The organism is Endozoicomonas sp. SESOKO2 (assembly GCF_024606245.1).
GTDB lineage: Bacteria > Pseudomonadota > Gammaproteobacteria > Pseudomonadales > Endozoicomonadaceae > Endozoicomonas_A.
Map to the genome: position 1 here is coordinate 1 of NZ_JAHHPQ010000559.1, position 21,685 is coordinate 21,685.

Sequence of the window (21,685 nt, forward strand, 5' to 3'; positions counted from 1 at the left end):
CAGCAAATTGGTCTGAAAATCCGCTTTTGTTCGTCAAATAGCTCGCTATTCTCCTTACAAAACCGAATTTTCATCCCCAATTTTTCCGTCCTCGCTACGGGCTAGCCCAGGCGGGCAATATTCTCGGTCAGCCTCCCAGACGTAGTAGCATGCTTTGAGTTGAAATTTTGTGTTCAACTCAGGGTTAGACAGAAGTGGATTAAACAGCTTCGAACGAATTGCAGCTTCGAAGCCAGTTAATGTGTTTCTGTGTAGTCAAAGCACCGCCGGCTTCCATTGTGAGGCAGGCGGTGTTTTGCTTTGTCGGTCATAAGAAAAATCAGCCTGTTGCAGAAGAGCAGCAAGGTATTGCAGTCAGGCTGTGAAATCTTTACTGCAATACAGTGTATAATAAAGTTTTAGCTTTTCTTGTGGTTAAAAGAACCATAAAGACGACATTGTTTTTAAGGTTTTAAAGAGCGGGATCTCCGCTCTCTTAAGTATCTTGTTAGGTACTTATTTGTCAGCACCCTGGTTGTCAGTAGAGGGTGCAATTCCAAGTCTGTCTGGGTAGGCAGGGTCTTTAAGTTATCCAGAGGGTTTTGAATTGCATCTGTCACACCACTATGACCGGGTACTGTATTCGTTTGTTCACACTTAATAGGAAAACGTTGTGAATCCGGTAATTAAAACATTTCAGTTCGGTGACCAGACCATCACTCTGGAAACCGGTCGTGTTGCTCGTCAGGCTTCGGGTGCTGTCCTGGCCAAGATGGGCGATATTGCTATTCTGGCAACTGTTGTCGGAGCCCGACAGGCGAATGAAGGTCAGGATTTCTTCCCGCTCTCCGTTCACTATCAAGAAAAAACATACGCTGCCGGTAAAATTCCGGGTGGCTTCCTGAAGCGCGAATCCCGTCCAAGTGAGAAAGAAACTCTGACTTCTCGTTTGATCGACCGTCCTATTCGTCCTCTGTTCCCTAAAGGTTTCATGAACGAAGTACAGGTTGTCTGTACAGTCATGTCCACTGATAAGAAGAATGATCCGGACATTCTGGCCATGGTAGCGACCTCTGCAGCCCTGGCTGTTTCCGGTATTCCTTTCGATGGTCCGATCGGTGCTGCCCGTGTTGGTTTCAACGAAGAGAAAGGTTATCTGCTAAACCCAAGCTATGAAGAACTAAAGACTTCCGAGTTGGACATGGTGGTAGCGGGTACTAACGACGCTGTTCTGATGGTTGAATCTGAAGCTCAGGAACTGACAGAAGACGAGATGCTGGGAGCGGTTCTGTTTGCCCACCAGGAATACCAGACCGTCATCCAGGCCGTTAAGGAGCTGGCTGCAGAGGCTGGCAAGGCTCGCTGGGAGTGGGAAGCGCCAGCTGAGAACATCCAGTTGAAAGAAAAAGTAGCGGCTTTCGAAGGTAAGATGCGTGAAGCTTACCAGATCACCATCAAACAAGATCGTACTGCCGCCGTTAAAACACTGCGTCAGGAAGTGATGGAAGCGATCGCTGAAGACAGTGCGTTCGACGCTTCTGATGTTGAAAAGGCTTTCGGCAAGCTGGAGAAAAATGTTGTACGTGGCAACATTATCAACGGCATGCCTCGTATAGATGGTCGTGACACCAAGACGGTTCGTAACATTGGTGTTGAGATCGGTGTTCTGCAGAAGACTCACGGTTCTTCCCTGTTCACTCGTGGCGAAACTCAGGCTATTGTTACCGCGACACTGGGTACGTCCCGTGACGCTCAGATCGTTGATAATCTGGAAGGGGAAGTCAAAGACCCATTCATGCTGCACTACAACTTTCCATCCTACTCTGTGGGCGAGTGTGGTCGCATGGGGGCGCCTGGACGTCGTGAAATTGGTCACGGTCGTCTGGCTCGTCGTGGTGTTCAGGCGGTTCTGCCGAGTCAGGATGAGTTCCCATACACCATCCGAGTTGTTTCCGAGATCACTGAATCCAACGGCTCCAGCTCTATGGCTTCTGTCTGTGGTTCTTCCCTGGCTCTGATGGATGCAGGTGTTCCTCTGAAAGCGCCAGTTGCCGGTATCGCCATGGGTCTGGTTAAAGAAGGTGATCAGTTCGCTGTTCTGACCGACATACTGGGTGATGAAGACCACCTGGGTGACATGGACTTTAAAGTAGCTGGTACCTCTGAAGGCATCACAGCCCTGCAGATGGATATCAAGATTGCTGGTATTACAGAAGAGATCATGGAGATAGCCCTGGAACAGGCTATGCAGGCTCGCCTGCACATCCTCGGTGAGATGAACAAGGTCATCAGTACTGCCCGTTCAGAATTGAACCCCAATGCGCCTATGACCATGTCTCTGAAAATTGATCCGGACAAGATTCGTGATGTGATCGGTAAGGGCGGTTCTACTATCCGCAGTATCTGCGATAAAACCGGTGCGTCTGTTGATATCGACGACAGTGGTATGGTTCAGATCTTTGCCGAGAACAGTGAAAAAGCCAAAGCTGCCTACGACATGGTTTACGGCATTACTGCTGAAGCCGAGATTGGTAAAATCTATACCGGTGAAGTTACCCGTATTCTGGACTTTGGTGCATTTGTCAGCGTACTGCCTGGTAAAGACGGCCTTGTGCATATCTCTCAAATCGCCAATGAGCGTGTTGAGAATGTGACTGACTACCTGAAAGTTGGTCAGACAGTTGACGTTGTTGTGCTGGATATAGACTCTCGTGGTCGTATAAAACTGAGCATGAAAGAAGTTGAGCGTGCAAGAGAACAGCAAAGCTGATCTTAAACGCGAGGCTTTCTAAAAAAACAGGAGTCAGTGGCTCCTGTTTTGCTATCTCCATACCACACAGCTAAATTCTTGAACCCGCATACTCTGAGCCAGATTTCATAAGAATAAGTTTTTATAAGTCATTTATATTCTATTTATCATTGAAATCAACACTATACTTACCCCCTTATCGAGTGTTACGAACAGGTTTTTAACCTGATTTTGCCGTAACTATGGTCGAGGAGCTTGGGCATGAGACAAGTTTTAGGGGCTCTGAGCGCGCTGATCTTATCCATCGCTTTGACTCACTACGGAATTGCTTTTGCCAGTGAGCAACGGCACGGAGGGCCCACGGACTCACATTCAAAGCAATCAAAAAATAAAACGCTTCTTCCGCTCGTTTTGGGAACGATGTCTCCGTCGGGCGAGTCAAAAGCTGAGAAAAGAAATTCTGTGGATTCCTCATCAAGTCAAGGTGGTGTTATCAACAGCACCAGTCCGCTATTGCAGGCCACAGAGGTTCCTGAGCCGTCTCAGAAAGCGATGCACGATCAGTACAACCTGATTCCTTTTGATGTCAGTGAGGATAACTACGCTGACGCTAAGAGAAAGCTGACGTATCTTTGGGCAAGGGCAACTTTTCTTGATGACCCCTCATTGCGCCCTAATCATGGCACTAATGAAGGCGGTCTCCAGCCAGAGCCAGCTCTATTTCCATTAAACACTGGCTATAATCCGGCTTATCCCTACGGGTCATCAAGACAATATTGTATTTCCCCACTGCCAGAGCCTTTAGCCAAAGAGTCCCGCTGTAATGATGACCAACTGACCGGATTCTGTCGAGTCAAGTTTATGCAGAATGGTAGGGCCAGCACCCTGGTTGGTATGCTGGCCAATACACCCGATAATGTCAGCGGATGTCTTTTATCGAGTCGTGAAACAGGTCTTTTCCCGGACTCTTTGGGGGATGAAAATCTACTGCCCAGAGACATTCTGGTCACTGACAAAAAATATTATCAGATCAATGTTACTTACGACAGCGTCACCTACCGATTTCGGAAAAGGATCAAGCATCCGGCACCCTTTGCATCGACAGTGCTGTTGTCTGGAAGTCTGCGTCATGAAACTTTGTGTAAAAGTGATTCCAGCCCCGGAACCCAATGGTACAGCGATGGGGGTCATAGAAGCGGTTATGGATGCTCAGGCCTGACAGCTGAGGCTAATCCAGCAGGCAGTATGTCCCATTTTATCCCTGTGCGACAGAAAGCCCGTCCAGCCACGCGGTCTCCCGTTATATGGCAAACAGTGACATCAGAAGAGGGTCTCAAAGGAGTGGCCAATCTTGAGGCTTACACATACTTTTGCTCCCCCATAGAGCCTTACGAAGCGTTTATCTTGGGATCATTGGCAGGGGAGGGACCTGATAAGTATTGTAGATACATAGGTACCAGTGGAAAAAGTGGCTACGTCGCTACTAATCAGGATGGCACTATTGGTTCTTACCTGAGACCTGTGATTGGTGGTTATATTCGCTGGCAGGCTTTTGAGGGTGATCTGCCAGAAAAGGCTATTATTGCCGGTTACAGCTATTCAAACTCTGGCAAAAAAATAATCAAAGTGCCGCAATATTTTTGTCGTTTTAAGAATAACGGTTACGAAACCTACGGCAAGTATTTTGGGAAGGACAAGGTCTGTAAAGCGTCATTTGCAACGCCCTGCGGAGACTCTCACGCTTTAGTTGATTCAAAGGACTTTGAAATTCTGGTCAGGTAATGACGGGCGAGTCAAAAGGGTTGTGTTGGTGTGGGAGTCAATTGTTGTTATTCAGGCATTGGTATGGCCCGTCCTGACTCATTTGCATGAGATTAAACGTGCTAATGAACTGCTCTACGCTCATTTCGATGATGCCGGTATTGGCAGGGCTTCTTTCAGAAGTAGACTTGGGTTTTCCAATAGAGGTTATTTTCTTGTCCATGTCAATCACCCCCAGATTAGCTTGATTAAGCAGGTAATTTATTTGAGGCTCCGTCATGGTATAACTGACTCCGTAGCCAGATCGGCCGCGTTTGTTCGTCATGACTTCAAATATTGCGTTATCTCTTATGGAAAGATGCTGTTTATGTCTAATAATGGTAATGATATTTTCAACCGCAGCAGACTTACCTTGAGGGTCGCGAATATAAACAATATCTTTTTCTTTGTCATAACCAATCAGGCTATAGGCGTGCTTGGTTTTGATTCCTGAAAATGGCCTTAGCCCCAAGCGGGCTGAATAGGATGGGTTGATAGAAACAGTTGCTACTTTTTCATTATCAATAAAAGAGTTGAGTCGTTCCTTCAGTCGCTCTTGAGTCAGTGATTGCGGGTTGATGAGGTTGTTATGCGACCCCATTAGAATAGGGAAAGCATCTGTTTCATAGACTCCCTTCAGTTCCGAATATAGATGATATTTGTATTGTGCCTTGTAATCATGTCGTCTTCTATTAATGAAGCGTTTCGACTGTTGAGCGTATGCGGCTTCCAGCATAGCCAGCCAGAGACCACCATCCCGTGTTTTAGCAAAGTATGGGTGGTGCTCAATCTCTCTGAATTGAATCAGGATGCCCGTAGTAATGCCTTGAAAAAGAATACCAAATGTCTGCTCATCAATGGTATAGAAGTAATTGAATATCAACCTTTTTCCGGTTTCAGAACTGGCTATTGAGGCCAGCGAAGCGATCAGAGTGCAATCTGGAAAACGCTTCTGCAGGAGGTTATCCGGAGTGATGCTGGTCAGACCGTGAGGGAAAAGTCGTCTATAGGGGTAGACATACAGTTGCTCCGAATGTTGTGCCAACCAGGCATCCCAAAAGGTGTTGTCTTGCTCGTGGTGATACTTTGCAACTCGCCCCGAAAGTTCGGCCAGCTCAATGCTATTCCTGCTTAATGAGGCGGTGACAGGATTTTGCCATGACTCGAAATTAACAAGGTAAAGCCTGATGGTTTGGTAAAGCTCTTTGTTCAGATATGGAGCATGGTAGCCCTTAATCAGCTCATCGTAGGAGAGTAGGCCATCAGAGTCTTCATCAAGGGCGTCCGCCAGCTCTGGAAAGTAGCGATATGCTGACGAGTAGCCGGGTGAAAGTTCCCCACTAAAAACCTGGAGAGAAAAAAAGAGCAGACAGGCCATTAATAAAGTGCGTAATCGATCTATCAAATTGACCCCTGTAAAAATCAGCTTGCTATTGTGTAATGCTTTCTGGTCTGATCAAGATTTTCGGCAAGGCTAATTAACCATTAGATAACAGCAGGTCCAAAGAATAGTTCATATCCAACTGGCCCGCTTGGTTATTGTTTATTTGGGCATTGGTACGGTTCGCACTGGCTAATCTGCATGAAATTAAACGTATTAATGAACTGTTCCAGGGTCATTTCAATGATGCCGGTACTGGCAGCACTTCTCTCAGAAATAGGCATGAATCCCAGAATATTGGAAGGGATTATCCCATTGGCTACGCTGTCCATCATATCCGGCACAGTTTGATTAAGGAAGTTGTTCAATCGAGGCTTCGTCAGTCCGTAAGATAATCCGCTTTCAGGAAGGCCGGGATAGTTGAGTATGACTTCAAATATTTCGCTATCTTTTGAGGAAAGAGGCTGAATGTGTCGATTAATGGTATAGATATTTGTAACCGCATCAGACTCGCCATGAGGGTCACGGATATAAACAATATCTTTTTCTTTGTCATAGCCAATCAGGCTATAGGCATGCAGGGTTTTGATTCCTGCAAACGGCCTTAACTCCAAGTGAATTGAAACTGATGGGTTAATAGAAACAGTCGCTGCTTTTTCATTATCAACAAAAGAGTTGAGTTGCTCCCTCAATCGTTCCTGAGTTTGAAGTTGCGGGTTGATGTAATAGGAGTCTGAACTCATTAGTACAGCTAAAGCATGCTGCTCATATAACCCGCTCAGTTCTGAGTATTGACCGTATTTGCGTTGTGCCCACTCATCTTGTCGACGACTATTAATGAACCTTTTCGAAAGATGTGCGTAAGCGGCTTCCAATACAGCCAGCCAGATACCGCCATCGCGTGTTTTGGCAAAGTCTGAGTGATGCATTACTTCCCTGAATTGAATAAACACGCCAGTACGAATGCCGCGAAAAGCAATGCGTAATTCCTGTTCATCAACCGGCGTATGAAAGTAATTGAATATCAGTCTTTTTCCGGTTTCAGAGCTGGCAATTGAAGCCAGCGAGGCAATCAGAACACAATCTGGAAAATGCCCCTGCAGGAGATTGTCTGGAGTAATACTGGTCAGACCGTGGGGAAAAAGTCTTCTATAAGTGTCGGCAAATGGTTGCCGCTCGGGTTTTGCAAGCCAGGCATCCCAGAAACTATTGTCCTGTTCATAGTGATACTTTGCGACTTGCCCCGACAGTTCAGCCAGTTCAATGCTCTCCCTGCTTAATGAAGCGGTGACGGGGTTTTGCCATGACTCGAAATTAACAAGGTACAGCCTGATGGTTTGGTAAAGGTCTTTGTTCAGATACGGAGCATGGTAGCCCTCAATTAACTCATCGTAGGAGAGCAGGCCATCAAAGTCTTTATCAAGTGCACCTGCCAGCTCTGGGAAGTGGCGGTATGCCGCCGGGTAGCCGGGTGAGAATTCCCCACCAATAACCTGTGCAGAAAAAAAGAGCAGGCTGGTCAGTAACAGAGCTTGTAATCGATCCATAACGTTTTACCTCCCTGAAAAGAACCTTGTTGGTATTACGCAGAAGCCTCTGGTGTGGGCCGAGGTTGCGCGCGACCTGTTAAACATTAGATGGCAGGAGGCAGCTAAGAGTTCATATATAGGTCAGTGAAATGGACACCCTTGTTAGCAGAGCGACCAACGATAGGCGGTTTACTTTAATCAGATGATGATGGGTAGACATAAAAAAACCGCACTCTCAAAGCTGAGAAGTGCGGTTTTTTCTGGCACTTGAGGGCAGGAAGATATTACTCGTCCAGGAAGCTTCTCAGGTGATCCGAGCGCGTTGGGTGACGCAGTTTTCTCAGAGCTTTGGCTTCGATCTGACGGATACGTTCACGGGTAACGTCGAACTGCTTGCCCACCTCTTCCAGAGTGTGGTCTGTGTTCATGTCGATACCAAAGCGCATGCGCAGAACCTTCGCTTCACGAGCTGTCAGGCCAGACAGCACGTTGCGGGTAGATTCTTTCAGACCTGTACCGGTAGCACGATCGATAGGGGACTGAATCGTCGCGTCTTCGATAAAGTCACCCAGATGGGAATCTTCATCGTCACCGATCGGTGTCTCCATGGAGATAGGCTCTTTGGAGATTTTCAGTACCTTGCGGATCTTGTCTTCTGGCATTTCCATCCGAACAGCCAGTTCCTCGGGAGTGGGCTCACGGCCCATCTCCTGTAGCATCTGTCTGGAAATACGGTTCAACTTATTGATGGTCTCAATCATGTGAACCGGAATACGGATTGTTCTGGCCTGGTCCGCAATGGAGCGGGTAATAGCCTGACGAATCCACCAGGTAGCATAGGTCGAGAACTTGTATCCGCGACGGTATTCGAATTTGTCTACCGCTTTCATCAGGCCGATGTTGCCTTCCTGAATCAGATCGAGGAATTGCAGGCCACGGTTGGTGTATTTCTTGGCGATGGAAATAACCAGACGCAGGTTAGCCTCAACCATTTCTTTCTTGGCGCGACGGGCACGGGCTTCGCCCAGAGACATTCTGCGATTGATGTCCTTGATTTGGACCAGCGTGCAGCCGAACTCCTTTTCAATGGTGATCAGCTTTTTCTGAGCACGAACAATTTCATCCCTGTAATGGTTAATGGCTTTAGCATAGTCAGCGCTGCCGGAAGTAATGTCATCAATCCATTGCAGACTGGTTTCGTTGCCCGGGAAAGTGCTCAGGAAAATCTTGCGAGGCATTTTCGCGCGGCGAACGCAGTATTGCATAATCGCACGCTCATTGCCCCGAATAGTGTCCAGAGTATTTCTGATGCGAAAAACCAGCATGTCAAAAATACGGGGCACCAGTTTCAGGGGCATGAAGGCCAGAGTCAGCTCATCCATTGCAGCTTTGGCTTCTTGTGAGCCAAAGTCATGCTTTTCGAGAGTGCTTAGAACCTTCTCATGGCCTGCGCGAAGGAGATCAAAGCGCTCCTTGGCTTCTTCCGGGTCGAGGCCGCCAGCGTCTTCATCTTCATCTTCATCAGAGTCACCATCGTCGAAGTCTTCTCCGATGTTCTCGACAGAGGGGGCAGGAGGGGCGACAGGTTCTTCGGAATCTGGATCGATATAGCCACTGATCAGATCGGTCAGGCGGCCTTCTTCTTCTATAATCCGATCGTATTCGTCCAGAACAATCTGAACGGAACCAGGAAATTTGGCCAGAGCTGACATGACTTCACGCAGCCCTTCTTCAATGCGTTTGGCGATCTGGATTTCGCCTTCGCGAGTCAGCAGCTCGACCGTGCCCATTTCACGCATGTACATGCGTACAGGGTCAGTGGTTCGACCTGCTTCCTGTTCAACAGCTGCAAGAGCTGCTGCTGCTTCTTCGGCAGCAGCCTCATCGGTATCGGCTTCTGACAACAACAGGGTATCGGCGTCCGGCGCTGTTTCGTAGACGGTAATACCCATGTCATTGATCATGCGAATGATATCTTCAACCTGATCAGGGTCGGAGATGTCTTCAGGAAGATGGTCATTTACCTCAGCGTAAGTCAGGTATCCCTGTTCCTTACCGCGAGAGATAAGCTCTTTCAGTCGGGATTGTTGTTGCGAGTTAGCTGACATATCAACCCTTTAACAGCGAAAGTGGAGTGCCGGACGAAAAAAACGTAAGCAGGCAATTATAGCTCATAAAACATGAGGTTTTCCACAATAATGTGTAAAAGAGTACACTTTCGTGGATCTGCACGATGTTCAGTGGACGGGGCACCGGAAAAACGGTCCATGAAAAACAACACATGGTGAGGATCCCCTTCCTTGGCTTTTTTACCGTGAAAGCACCCTCTCACAACAGGTGAGTCAGTTAGATGCTTTGTTCGCTCATTGCTGTTTCAGACCGGATTCAGAATCAGGTGTGTGGTTAATAACGGCTTCCCACATGGCACAGTGAAGTCCAAGTATATACCTAAAAATACGTGCGTCGCCATAAATAAAGCGATAAAAAGCAATTTACAATTTGTTTACAACAAGGGCTGAAAAAAAGGCGTTTGTCGTTGACTGCTCGGTTTTTTGAGGTTGTCAGAAGGCTATTTTTTGGTGTTGGTGGTTGTGGGTTTGATACCGAGTTTTTTCTTTTGCTTTTCGAGAAGAGCTTCCAGAATGCTACGTTGTGCCGAGTCTATCTGACCTGGCTTCTTCTGTGAAAAAGTCTGTTTCAGAGAGAGTGTCGTCTGTTTGTGCTCAAGCTCCCGGACCGTATCCCTGATTCGCTCTATCGCTTCGTGGAATTCCTGGTCGTTAGGTTGGTGTCCAAGCTCCAATGATGCAATTTCCTGAAGTCGGATGCCGTGTTGGGTGCCGTGCCATTGTGCAATCAGGGCGATAGTTGGGAGCTTAGGTTGTTCCTGAAGCGTTTTGATCAGGGCAATGAGTAGTTGTGTATCAGGATGCTCATCGCCTTCCAGCTCACTGATTGATTTCACATCGGCCGCTAGTTCAGGGTTACAGAGCAGGTGGCGGATGGCATAAAGGGATCGACCTACTTTTAATGGGGCAGGAACGGGTGGTTCGTACTTTTCCTTAAAATCTTTTTTAAAGGGTTTGCGCTCGAAAGTGTGCATCTGAGGTTGATAACTTTGGACGGCCTCAGGCTCATAATGTGTTTCCGGATAATAGTCGGCTTCAGCAGGTATAGGGTGGTTGTCGTATGCAGAGTCGGCGGCAGGCTCGGGTTCATTCTTTTCATTTAAGTAGCTTGCCAGGGTGTCAGTATTCAAACCGGTGATTTCTGAAAGCTTCTGCATCATCATCTGTTTGAACAAACTGTCGGGAATCTTGTGCAAGTGAGGTTGTGCATCGTTGGCCAGCCGTGAACGTCCGTCCATGGTATTAAGGTCAATACCGTCACTAAGCTCCCGGAACAGGAAGGTGTCGAGGCTGAGAGCTGTGGCTTTTATTCTTTCCAGAAAGGCATTGGCACCTTCCTGTCTGACCATGCTGTCAGGATCTTCTCCCTGGGGTAAAAACAGAAAGCGTGCCTGATTGCCGTCTTTCATATGAGGAAGTGTCGATTCAAGGGCGCGCCAGGCTGCTCGTCTGCCTGCACTATCGCCGTCAAAGCAGAATACGACTTCCGATACGGTTTTAAAAAGTCTCTGTATGTGATCCGGGGTCGTTGCAGTGCCCAGGGTGGCAACAGCATTGTTGATTCCCTGCTGAGCCAGAGCCACAACATCCATGTAGCCTTCCACGACAAGAATGCGTTCAAGGTGACGATTGTGTTTTTTGGCTTCGTAAAGTCCATACAACTCCCGTCCCTTATGGAAAATAGGGGATTCGGGAGAGTTGAGGTATTTGGGTTTGGCATCCCCCAATACCCGACCACCGAAAGCGATGATTCGTCCACGGGTGTCATGGATAGGGAACATGATTCGGTCGCGGAAGCGGTCATAACGGCTTTTGGTTTCTTCTTTTTCCACCAGCATGCCGGTCTTAACCAGCAGGTCTTCTTTCTCCTGATTCTCTGCCAGATGGTTTTGAAGGTTGTCCCAGCCCGGTGGGGCAAAGCCGATACCGAAACGTTGGCATGTTTGACCGTCCAGTCCTCTCTGTTTCAGGTAGTGGATCGCTCGTGGTGCATCAGAAGCCTGAATCAATTGTTCGTTGTAAAAAGCGTTAGCTTGGGTCATCAGTTCATACAGCGGGCTGTGATCCGGACCGCGTTTTTGACTGTGTTGTTCCCTGGGAACTTCCAGTCCGACCAGGCTGGCCAGGGAATCCACGGCTGTCGGAAAGTCCAGATGATCAAAATCCATGACAAAGCCCAGGGCGTTACCACTGGCACCACAGCCAAAGCAATAGTAAAACTGCTTGTCAGGGCTGACTGTGAATGAGGGGGTTTTCTCCTGATGGAAAGGGCAGCAGGCGGAGTAGTTTCTGCCAGTCTTCTTAAGCTTTACCCGGCTATCAACAATGTCTACGATGTCCAGGCGGTTCAGCAGGTCATCAATAAATGTCTGGGGGATGCGTCCGGCCATAAATGCTTATATATGCCTATAAGTGTGAGCGTCGGCCATTGAAGTAAACAGACCGGCACCTGAAACAGTGACTTGATCTTATCATCGTCACTGGGCGGTTGTCAGCGATTGTTGCCAGCGTTGATGACGGATTTGCTCAGAACGGGTCCGGTTAAGGATTTGCCTGAACGTTTCTGCAGTTTATTAGCTTGATCGAACGTATGAAAATTTTGTCTTGTGAACTTTGTATGCTTTTTTGACCGTACGATTGTACAAAAAAATACAGACGCTACTCCAGGCCGACCTCCTGAACGACCTCTTGCTCTAATTCTCTGCGGGGACACTAAAGCTCGTGCTCAAAGGGTCTGATTTTTTTTGTTACTGTACAGCTTTTAAAATTTCCCTTTATATGCTCAATCAAACCAATGGAAAGAGTTTCGTCAGTTAAAGGCTGAATATTTAAATTGTAAAATGCTGTCAAAATATCCGTTGGCAAGTCTTTGTCCTCAAATTTGTTAGAATCTGTCAAGCCGGTTAATAACAGCATTTTTTTTGTGCTCACTCCATCTTTACGATTAATAGCATCTATATAAAACCACAACTTGTAACTCTGATAATCAACCAATTTACCATTGGCTTTATCATAAATCACCAAAGAGTATTGGCCGTAAGAGCCTGAGCGATATTTTTCAAGTATGATGCCCTCCGATAAAGGTACGTAAAAATATTGATCATTTGAATATTCAAGATCGGATTGATAGGTAAATAATATACTGCAAAAATAGTTAGTAACATCCTGATGCCCTTCCCATTCTCCCATGAAAGATTCTTCAGAGGAAAAAGAAGTACAAGCAAAAAACAAAGATGATAGAACAGCGATTTTTGTAGAGATCATCGTATACAGGCTCATATTCGTGAATCATCAATCTATATTCCAGAAAAAAAGAACATAAACATTACGACTCTCACTGAAAGGTAAGAGGGCCTCCGAGTGAAACGCTGGCTGGTTTTGCCAGAGCCGAAAAAACGGTTCTGCCGCAAAAGGTAAAACGGAATAATCGGAGGCCAGTGATGAGTAAAGATAGCACCCTTTTTCACGGCTTGGACACTCACAACTCAAAAACCACCGTCGCTTATATCGGTGAAGATCGACAGTGTACCGTTCAGGACTTTGGTAGCATTGCTACTCAGCGCCGCTCTGCACTGCGATGTTTATTGCATGATCCGTAGACTGCAGAGCATGGCGTCCAGATGATTTTTCGCTAACCAAGCCGGTCCATCTGGTCGCTGGGTATATCGTGGCCTGCGGCAGAAGAAGTCCAATCATGCGCGTACTCCGGGCTCCGCTTTCGCGAATGGTTGCTGAGGCGAGTTGGCTGATTTCTTTGGTGCTGAGCCGGAAAGGCAGAAAGTCCGGAATGATGGACAGTTCCGGTTTTTCCTGATGAGCCCGATGGGGGTGCCCTGCAGACTCGAACTGGTTGCTGGCATCGCGGCGTTGCTTGGCCATCTTGTCGAGTGCTGCAAGGGCACGGATGTCGTCAATCGACTTTTCGTCTACTTCGACTCGCTTAAGCTCGATAAGAGCCGGGCAATGGTACCCAGGTGAACCCTGTCGCGATAGTGCATGATATCCTTCATTGCAGCAGTCAGTTGTTCCTTGGCCTGACATTCGCTCATGTTCTTACCTCAACACGTCACTTTCCCGAAAGAAAGTTTCGAGCAGAAATTTGGGGGTCGAAGCTATCAAAACCGGAAATCCGGTCTTAATACAGACGCTCGCGACGACGCTGTTCGCGCTGTAGTTTTTTCAAATGACGCTTGACAGCTGCTGCCGCCTTGCGCTTGCGAACGGAGGTAGGCTTTTCGTAGTGTTCACGACGACGTACTTCAGCCAGTACACCAGCCTTTTCGCAAGAGCGCTTGAAACGGCGCAGCGCTACATCAAACGGTTCATTTTCTTTAACTTTAACAGCAGGCATGCAGAGATCACCTTCCTATAAAAATAGTGAGTACATTAATAAAGGTTTGCAGCCCGGCATCACAACATTTGCTATTGGCACCACCTACTCTCCTTCAGAAAACTTTGCCTTTTAATCCCGGACCAAGGCTGGCCGGGCAAGGATTTATTCCCTGATCTGGCGGTTTTCATAATAAATGAGTCACGCCAGATAAAGAGTAACCGGTTGAGCATTCACACTTTTTCCCGGAGATCAGCAGGGCTGATTCCCTGAAGGGCCGTGCGAAGAAGCTAATTCCGACCCGCAAAACAAGTCTGAAAAAATGTCCAGACTAGCCGCGTATTTTTAAGGGTGGGAATTCTATAGACTATTTTCAATAAATGCAAAAACCCGACCTGCTTTCATCCCTTGAAGAGTCTCCGGGGTTGCTGTGCCTGGCATTTCCCGCAAAGGCTGCTTTGCAGTATCATCCCAGACCCTGCTGCAGGAAGTGGGCAGTGACGTTGTATGTTGGTTTTTATTATCCGGGTTGTTGTTATTTATGCTGACTTTGATGGACTGGAAACCTGTCCGGGTGAAGGTAATCCACAGGATCTTTGAGTATATCTGACAGGCCGATGTTCACCGATCGTGGCATTGCTATAGCGGAAACAGCTTTTGATGAAAACAGTAGTGGGTTTTAAAGATGATAGTGCTGGGGATTGAAACATCCTGCGATGAATCAGGCATTGCCCTTTATCACAGTAAGAAAGGGTTGCTGGCAGATGCTCTATACAGCCAGATTGGAATGCATACCGAGTACGGTGGTGTTGTGCCTGAACTGGCCTCCAGAGATCATATCCAGAGGGTTCTTCCTCTGATTAATCAGGTGCTGGAAAAAGCCGTCATCACACGCGAGCAGATTGATGCCGTGGCCTACACTAAAGGTCCGGGCCTGATCGGTGCCCTGATGGTGGGAGCCTGTATAGGTCGTTCCATGGCTTGGGCACTGGGTGTTCCTTCCGTGGGTGTCCATCATATGGAAGGGCATTTGCTGGCTCCCATGCTGGAAGAAAACCCGCCTGAGTTCCCTTTTCTTGCCTTACTGGTGTCAGGTGGTCATACCCAATTGGTACGGGTTGATGGTATTGGTCAATATCAGCTGCTGGGCGAGTCTATAGATGATGCCGCCGGCGAGGCTTTTGACAAAGTGGCAGCTATGCTGGATTTGGGGTATCCCGGTGGTCCCAGGGTTTCTAATCTTGCGCAGAAGGGCGCCGAAGGACGCTTCCGTTTCCCCCGGCCGATGTGCGATCGCCCCGGACTGGACTTCAGCTTCAGTGGTTTGAAAACCTTTACGCTCAATACTGTGGCTGCCTGCAAAAAAGAACGTGAGCTGACCGAGCAGGATCGAGCGGACATTGCCTGGGCATTCGAAGATGCCGTGGTCGATACTCTGGCATTCAAATGCCGTCGGGCTCTGAGACAGACCGGTTTGAAACAGCTGGTGATTGCCGGTGGTGTGAGTGCCAATCGCAGGTTGAGAAATCAGCTTGAAACCATGGCAGTAAAAGAAGGCGGAAGCCTTCGTTACGCCAGGGCTGAGTTTTGTACAGACAATGGCGCAATGATCGCCTACGCCGGTTGCCAGCGTCTGCTTGCTGGTCAGACGGAGCTTCTTGAAGTGGCCCCAATGCCACGCTGGAATATGGAAACACTGGAAGCCGTTAACTTGAAGTCAGAGGGCAGTAACAATGGATAAGGTTCGTATCGAACAGCTGGAAACCCGTGCTGTGATTGGTGTTTACGAATTTGAGCACGAAGCACCTCAGCCTCTGATGATCGATTTAGAACTGGAAACTGACTTTTCCCGGGCATTTCGTTCTGACGACCTGGACGATGCCCTGGATTACGATGCTATCAGTCAAGCTGTCAGAGCCTTTTGCGAAACGTCCCGATACGCTTTGCTGGAAGCTCTGGCGGGCGGGATCATTCAGTTGATTCAGGCGAATTTCAATGTTGGCCGGGTCGGTGTACTGATCCGCAAACCGCAGGCATTGAGAGGTGCTTTAGCCTCCGTGTGGTGCGAACGAACCAGGGAAGAGATGCGCCAGCCATGACACTTTTTTACATTGGGATAGGCTCCAATGATGAGGCCGAGAAAAACTGTTGGCAGATGATTCAGGCCCTTCGCCAGCAGTTTGGTACGCTATTGGTCAGCAGCCTCATTCAAACGTCTGCCGAGGGTAACGCGATGACAAAGGAGAAAGTAGCTGATTATTATAATGCTGTCGTCTGTTTTGAGAGCGAAGCGTCATCGACCCTGATTAACAGCTGGTGCAAGCAGATAGAAGACCGGTTAGGGCGAGTCAGAGGCAGCCTCAAATGCCGGGCTGATCTCGATATTCTTCAGGTGGTTGAGGATGTCCGCGAAGTGAAGGTCAGCGCCATCGAGGAAGTTTACTATCGGCCCTTGCTAAAACAGTTATGGAATTTTCAAAGGGGCAGGCCAATCAGTGTTTTTACCGGTGCTATTAATCTGGCGTTTGAAAAAGGCGTTAAGCTTGGCAATCAGCCTTGCCTATTGCCTGAGCTTGAATTCGAAGCTGTCTGATCATCAGCCCCTTGAGGGGCTCAAGGATTCTAACGATCCAATTGTTTCTGCATTTGTAACACTCTCGTTTTTCTTAGTTCTTCACCCACCGCCTTGCCCTTAAAGCCCCGGGCAACAATCTCTTTGGCATTGATCGAAAGGCAGAGAGTGAGCAAGGATTTTATCCTGTTCTGGTCGCTTTCGGAGAGTGTCCTTTCTTGAGTTTCGGCAATGCAGCTGCTGGCTCTCAGAAAGGCTTCGAAGCGTTCTGTCCGCCTGAATGCATCGGTGTTTTCAAACAGAGTCATCCACTGTTCTGCTGTTTTGTCTTCAGCGTGCTCGATTAAATAAGCACTATGCCGAAAAGTCAGGCTGGCGAGTTCTGCAAACTGGGAAGGTGTTTTCAGTCGTTTAACCAGTGCAGTAAGTAAATCTCCGGAGAGTTCTTTTTCGGGCGCAAAGGTGACTGCAAATCGTACGTCACAGGACGTTTGTTGAGTGGCTGCTGTCCGAAGTGCTCTTATGCCAGTCGAATTCTCTCTCAGGTGAGGAACCCATTCCGGCATGACTACATTCATGGCATGGCAGTTCGAGAGTACTTCAAAAAAGATTTCAGGGGCGGGCTCGGACAGGGCGCGCGTGGTTTCCTGCCAGACTCGCTCGGGAACCAGATAGGAGGCTTCACCTCTTTTTACCATAGAGGTCATCAAGTCAAGAGTCTCGGGGGCCACCCTGAACCCCAGATGATGGAACCGGGCAGCAAATCGTGCTACACGCAGAATGCGCAGGGGGTCTTCCTGGAAGGCCGGGGACACATGGCGAAGCAGCTTGTGTTCCAGGTCTTTTCGGCCGCCATAGGGGTCATAGATATGGCCATGATCATCCTGGGCCATGGCATTAATGGTCAGGTCTCTGCGGATCAGGTCTTCTTCCAGTGTGACGTCGGGGGCTGTATGAAAAACAAAGCCGCTGTAACCGTGACCCGACTTTCTTTCGGTTCGGGCCAGTGCATATTCTTCTTTGCTGTCAGGATGAAGGAAGACCGGGAAGTCCTGGCCAACAGGGTGAAAGCCCTTATTGGTCATTTGCTCAGGGCTGCTGCCAACCACGACCCAGTCGTGATCTTTGACCGGAAGATTCAGTAACTTGTCTCGGACGGCACCGCCGACCAGAAAAATTTTCATGTCACCTCTGTCTGTATCGCTGAGTAAAATATCTTAACTGCTCGGATGCTGTTGTAGAAATCTCTTTTATCAGGTGTTCTATCCTTCCCTTCTGTAAACCGAAAAGCAAGGATAGAATTATTAAACACTCACTCCTTATGGCACTGATGTTGCCGCTACTGTCGTTGCCTGTTGTTTGTCAGGCCAAACCGTTGACAAAGCGCTTTATTGTCGAGCTTCAGCAGGATGCAGGTTTTCCAAACCAGAACTTTTTTATAGCGTGTGACCAGCATAAATTGACGCACAGCCCGTTAATCATTGCTAATACAAACGGGTATTCAGGATCAGACGTGCTGTTTGATAACAAACGACATAGAGCTAACAGTTACGGGATAAAAACGAGCTTTATTGAGTCGATATTCTGGCAATGGCATTACGCCACTCACCTGCTGGTTGGTTACAAACTGATCCTGACCACCAAAGGCGCAGCTCTACGTTCCAAGCCTTATTCACGGCTACCGGTAGAGGTGGTCATTACTGTCGTTTGGCTTATAAAAAGCTATTGGAGCCCAGATTCAACGCTGTTTCACCCGATTGAACAAGAGACAGCATCTATTTTGGCTCATGGGGGGCACCCGTTTGCAATCACCACTATGATGCCTGGCGCTGGACATGACCAACAACAGGGCCAGCGGTCAGAATCATCTGACCAGCAAGCCATAAAGACCAACAATCACCTTAGAGGCTATTTCACGGGTCTTCTGTATTCGGACTCTGGCGACGGTAATGGAGGCCCTGAACAACAATCACATAATCTGGGTTTAAATTGTTTTGTCCATCCCTGTCATGGCGTTTGTGAGTTGCGACCATCATCCAACTTATCCGATAGCGGAGTGCTGAATTCCGTGGAAAGTTCGACAGGACACAAAGAAGTAATACCCGAACAAAGCTCATGCTCCCGTTTGGCCAAAAGACATGGCTACCATTGCAACTCTGAAGGCGGAATCGCCATAGACGGGGTCGCCTCAGACTTAATAGGTGCTGGTGCAACCGATACAATTGACTCTGTAAAGCTTGCAACCTGCTGCCTGACTTTGGTAGGGAAGGAGAGTCAGCAGCGAACATGCGCGACAGTCTTTAGGTATGCTAATGCCCAGTCGTCTCATAAACGTAAATACCACAGCGGGGAAAAAATTTGTGACGTGGCTGTGGTTGGGGAAGATGGTCAGAAGAGGCCTTGCGGAAAGGTCTGCAAGCATGCTCAAGGCTTGTCGGATCACAGAAGAAAAGCACACACCGGACCACAAATCTGCGCCGTGACCGTGATTGGGGAAGACGGTCAGCAGCGGCCATGCAGGAAGATCTACATCAGTGCCAAAGCTCTGTCGGATCACAAAACAAGAGAGCACACCAGGCAACAAACCTGTGACGTAACTGTAGTAGGGGAGGATAGCCAGCCAAGGCCGTGCGGGAAGCTCTGCAGAAGTTCCCAAGCTTTGTCATCTCACAAAAGCAGAGTCCACACCGGGGAAAAAACCTGTGAGGTGACCGTGATCGGCGGGGATGGCAAGAAGCGGCAATGTGGAATGGTCTGCAAAACTGCTCAGGCCCTGTCGAATCACAAAGGCAGAATCCACACCGGAAAACAAATCTGTGACGTTACCGTAGTCGGGGGGAATGGCAATGGGCAACCATGTGGAAAGGCCTGCAAGAATGCTTTAGCTCTGTCATCTCACAAAAGCAACTTCCACTCAGGGGAAAAAAAGTGTGGCTTGACCGTGGTTGATAAGGATGGCCAGCAGCAGCGATGCGGAAAGGTTTGCAAGAATGCTCAAGCCCTTTCAGATCACAAAAGAAGAAGCCACATCGGGCAAAAAAACTGCGACATGACATTGGTCGGGCTGGATGGGCATCAACACCCATGTGGGAAAGTCTGCAAGAGTGCGGAAGCCCTGTCCGAGCACACAAGAATGCATCGAAAGCGCAAGCCTTTTGATCTGAACCAGGATAATGGCCTCAGTTCTAAAGGAGGTAAAGTGAATGAATAACTGACACCCGTCCTTTTATGAGGTGATCTATCCTTCCTCTTTGTAAATTAGAATGCAAGGATAGAATTATTAAACATTCACTCTCTGCGGCACCACTGTTGCTTCTTTTATTCCTGTCTGTCACCTGTCAGGCCGAATCGCTGACACGACCCTTTATTGTCGAGCTTGAGCAGAATGTAGTTTTTCCAAACCAGAGGTTTTCTACAAAACCTGACTTGCATACATTGCCGGGCGACCTGCCAGGCATTACCGATACAGACGGCTACGCACGATTAACTTTGCTGCCTGAAGAAAAACGACATAGAGCTGATAGTTATGGAATAAAAACGACCATCATTGAAACGATTTCGTGGCAATGGCTTTACTTCACCCATTTACTGGTTGCTTACGAACTGATCCTGTCCACCAAAGATGCCTCTATAAGCGCCATCCCTTATTCGTGGCTACCCATAGAAGTGGTTGTCATCGTCGGTTGGCTTTTTAAAAACTATAGGAATCCTAATTCACCGTCGCATAGTCTGATTGAACAACAGGCGGGTCAGCATTACCCTTTTGCGGCCACCACTGCGATGTTTGACTCCGGACATGGCCAGCCACAATATCCACCATCAGAATCATCTAACCGGCAAGCCCCAAAAACAACCACTCACCTTGCAGGCTATTTCACAGGCCTTCTGCATTCGGTCTCTGGTGACGGTAACGAAGGCCCTGAACAACACTCACATACTCTGGGTTTCAATTGTTTCGTCCATCCTTGTCGTGGCGTTTGTGAATTGCGACCATCATTCGACTCATCCGATAGCGGAGCGCTGAATTCCGTAGAAAGTTCGACAGGATGTACAAAGGTAACATCCGAAAAAAGCTCATGCCCCTCCATGGCTGATAGATATTGCTGTCGTCGCAACCCTGTGGACGGAGTCGTCTCAGACGGGGACGCCTCAGGCTCAAAAGGTGCTGCTGTAGCCGATACAATGAATCCTGCCAAGCGGGCGAACTGCAACCTGACAGTGGTGGCGAAGGAATGTCAGCAGCGAACATGCAGGAGCGTTTATAAGAATGCTGCTTCCCTGTCGACTCATAAAAGTAAATACCATAGTGGGGGAAAAATCTGTGACGTGGCCGTGGTCGGAGAAGATCACCAGCAGCGGCTCTGTGGGAAGATATTCAAGCATGCACAAGGCCTATGGGAGCACAAAAGAAAAGCACATACCGGACTACAAACCTGTACCGTGACTGTGATCGGGGAAGATGGTCAGCAGCGGCCCTGCAGCAGGATCTATATGAATTCCCATGCCCTGTCGGATCACAAAAAAAGAGAGCACAGCAGTCAAAAAACCTGTGACCTGACTGTGGTCGGCGAGGATGGCCAACAGAGGCCATGCGGGACGGTCTTCAAGAATGCTCCATCTTTGTCATCTCACAAAAGCAGATACCATACCGGGCACAAAACCTGTGAAATGACAGTAGTGGGAGAGGATGGTCAGCAACGGCCATGCGGAATGGCCTGCGAAAATTCTCGCAATCTGGTGGAACACAAAAGAAGTGTCCACAGCGGGCAACAGACCTGCGTCGTGAACATGGTCGGAGAAGATGGTCAGCTATGGCCATGCGGAAAGGTCTGCAAGAATCTACAAGCGCTGTCATCTCACAAAAGCAACTACCACTCAGGGCAAAAAATGTGTGACCTGGTCGTGGTTGATAAGGATCGACAACAGCGGCGATGCGCAAAGGTCTGCAGGAATGCTCAAGCTCTGCGGGATCACAAAAGCAGATACCACAGTGGGAAAAAAACCTGCGACGTAACATTGGTTGGGACGGATGGGCTCAAGTACCGATGCGGGGTAGTCTGCCAGAACGCCAAAGCCTTGTCGAACCATAAAGGAAGGCATCGAAAACGCAGGGCTGTTGATCAGGACCAGAACAGTGACCTCAGTCCCCGATCTGAGACCCATCCTTTCATGAGATGATCTATCCTTTCTCTCTGTATATTAGAATGCAAGGATAG

At 48.3% G+C, this 21,685-nt stretch carries 17 protein-coding genes; 8 read left to right on the forward strand and 9 right to left on the reverse strand.

Features of this window, described 5'->3' with window-relative positions; all coding sequences use genetic code 11:
- Positions 1-652 precede the first annotated feature (652 nt).
- Complete coding sequence (gene pnp, locus KDK17_RS13570; protein WP_257254623.1) at positions 653-2,749, forward strand: polyribonucleotide nucleotidyltransferase; 2,097 nt, start codon at positions 653-655, stop codon at positions 2,747-2,749.
- 240 nt (positions 2,750-2,989) lie between these two features.
- Positions 2,990-4,510 carry a hypothetical protein gene (locus KDK17_RS13575; RefSeq protein ID WP_257254624.1) on the forward strand — a complete coding sequence of 507 codons (1,521 nt, stop codon included), beginning with the start codon at positions 2,990-2,992 and terminating at the stop codon, positions 4,508-4,510.
- 37 nt (positions 4,511-4,547) lie between these two features.
- On the opposite strand, the gene KDK17_RS13580 is transcribed toward KDK17_RS13575, so the two are convergent.
- From KDK17_RS13580 to KDK17_RS13600, 5 genes are all read right to left on the reverse strand, one after another.
- A complete protein-coding gene (locus tag KDK17_RS13580) occupies positions 4,548-5,933 on the reverse strand; it encodes a C2 family cysteine protease (RefSeq protein WP_257288277.1) in 1,386 nt (461 codons plus the stop codon).
- A 131-nt stretch (positions 5,934-6,064) separates the two neighbouring features.
- Complete coding sequence (locus tag KDK17_RS13585) at positions 6,065-7,456, reverse strand: C2 family cysteine protease (protein ID WP_257280668.1); 1,392 nt, start codon at positions 7,454-7,456, stop codon at positions 6,065-6,067.
- A 266-nt stretch (positions 7,457-7,722) separates the two neighbouring features.
- Positions 7,723-9,546: an RNA polymerase sigma factor RpoD gene (gene rpoD / locus KDK17_RS13590; protein ID WP_257254899.1), complete on the reverse strand. Its 1,824-nt coding sequence runs from the start codon at positions 9,544-9,546 to the stop codon at positions 7,723-7,725.
- Positions 9,547-10,007: 461 nt separating this feature from the next.
- Positions 10,008-11,957, reverse strand: a complete 1,950-nt coding sequence (gene dnaG / locus KDK17_RS13595; protein WP_257254898.1) for a DNA primase — start codon at positions 11,955-11,957, stop codon at positions 10,008-10,010.
- Between the two features lie 322 nt (positions 11,958-12,279).
- The gene (locus KDK17_RS13600; protein WP_257288278.1) at positions 12,280-12,831 is read right to left on the reverse strand and encodes a hypothetical protein; all 552 of its coding nucleotides are present in this window, start codon (positions 12,829-12,831) and stop codon (positions 12,280-12,282) included.
- A 176-nt stretch (positions 12,832-13,007) separates the two neighbouring features.
- On the opposite strand from KDK17_RS13600, the gene KDK17_RS13605 reads away from it, so the two are divergent.
- Positions 13,008-13,166 (forward strand): hypothetical protein, encoded by a 159-nt coding sequence (locus tag KDK17_RS13605; protein ID WP_257288279.1) that lies wholly within the window; start codon positions 13,008-13,010, stop codon positions 13,164-13,166.
- Here the strand turns inward: KDK17_RS13605 and KDK17_RS19610 are convergent.
- The 3 genes from KDK17_RS19610 to rpsU form a co-directional block, all read right to left on the reverse strand.
- The gene (locus KDK17_RS19610; protein ID WP_373691596.1) at positions 13,120-13,518 is read right to left on the reverse strand and encodes a GatB/YqeY domain-containing protein; all 399 of its coding nucleotides are present in this window, start codon (positions 13,516-13,518) and stop codon (positions 13,120-13,122) included. The genes KDK17_RS13605 and KDK17_RS19610 overlap by 47 nt on opposite strands.
- On the reverse strand, positions 13,494-13,616 hold the full coding sequence (locus KDK17_RS13610) for a hypothetical protein (RefSeq protein ID WP_257288280.1): 123 nt from the start codon (positions 13,614-13,616) through the stop codon (positions 13,494-13,496). The genes KDK17_RS19610 and KDK17_RS13610 overlap by 25 nt, the downstream gene beginning before the upstream one ends.
- Before the next feature lie 86 nt (positions 13,617-13,702).
- A complete protein-coding gene (rpsU, locus tag KDK17_RS13615; RefSeq protein ID WP_034839300.1) occupies positions 13,703-13,918 on the reverse strand; it encodes a 30S ribosomal protein S21 in 216 nt (71 codons plus the stop codon).
- A 664-nt stretch (positions 13,919-14,582) separates the two neighbouring features.
- Here rpsU and tsaD point away from each other — a divergent pair.
- The 3 genes from tsaD to KDK17_RS13630 are packed head-to-tail and all read left to right on the forward strand — an operon-like array spanning position 14,583 to position 16,490.
- A complete protein-coding gene (tsaD, locus tag KDK17_RS13620; RefSeq protein WP_257254895.1) occupies positions 14,583-15,638 on the forward strand; it encodes a tRNA (adenosine(37)-N6)-threonylcarbamoyltransferase complex transferase subunit TsaD in 1,056 nt (351 codons plus the stop codon).
- Entirely contained in the window at positions 15,631-15,996 is a 366-nt protein-coding gene (gene folB / locus KDK17_RS13625; protein ID WP_257254894.1) for a dihydroneopterin aldolase, read from the forward strand. The genes tsaD and folB overlap by 8 nt, the downstream gene beginning before the upstream one ends.
- Entirely contained in the window at positions 15,993-16,490 is a 498-nt protein-coding gene (locus KDK17_RS13630) for a 2-amino-4-hydroxy-6-hydroxymethyldihydropteridine diphosphokinase (protein ID WP_257254893.1), read from the forward strand. Before folB ends, KDK17_RS13630 begins: the two co-directional genes overlap by 4 nt.
- 29 nt (positions 16,491-16,519) lie before the next feature.
- Here the strand turns inward: KDK17_RS13630 and KDK17_RS13635 are convergent, their stop codons facing one another.
- Positions 16,520-17,653, reverse strand: a complete 1,134-nt coding sequence (locus KDK17_RS13635; protein ID WP_257254892.1) for a hypothetical protein — start codon at positions 17,651-17,653, stop codon at positions 16,520-16,522.
- A gap of 146 nt (positions 17,654-17,799) precedes the next feature.
- On the opposite strand from KDK17_RS13635, the gene KDK17_RS13640 reads away from it, so the two are divergent.
- Positions 17,800-19,680 carry a hypothetical protein gene (locus KDK17_RS13640; protein WP_257288281.1) on the forward strand — a complete coding sequence of 627 codons (1,881 nt, stop codon included), beginning with the start codon at positions 17,800-17,802 and terminating at the stop codon, positions 19,678-19,680.
- A 98-nt stretch (positions 19,681-19,778) separates the two neighbouring features.
- Entirely contained in the window at positions 19,779-21,647 is a 1,869-nt protein-coding gene (locus KDK17_RS13645; RefSeq protein ID WP_257288282.1) for a hypothetical protein, read from the forward strand.
- Positions 21,648-21,685: the final 38 nt, after the last annotated feature.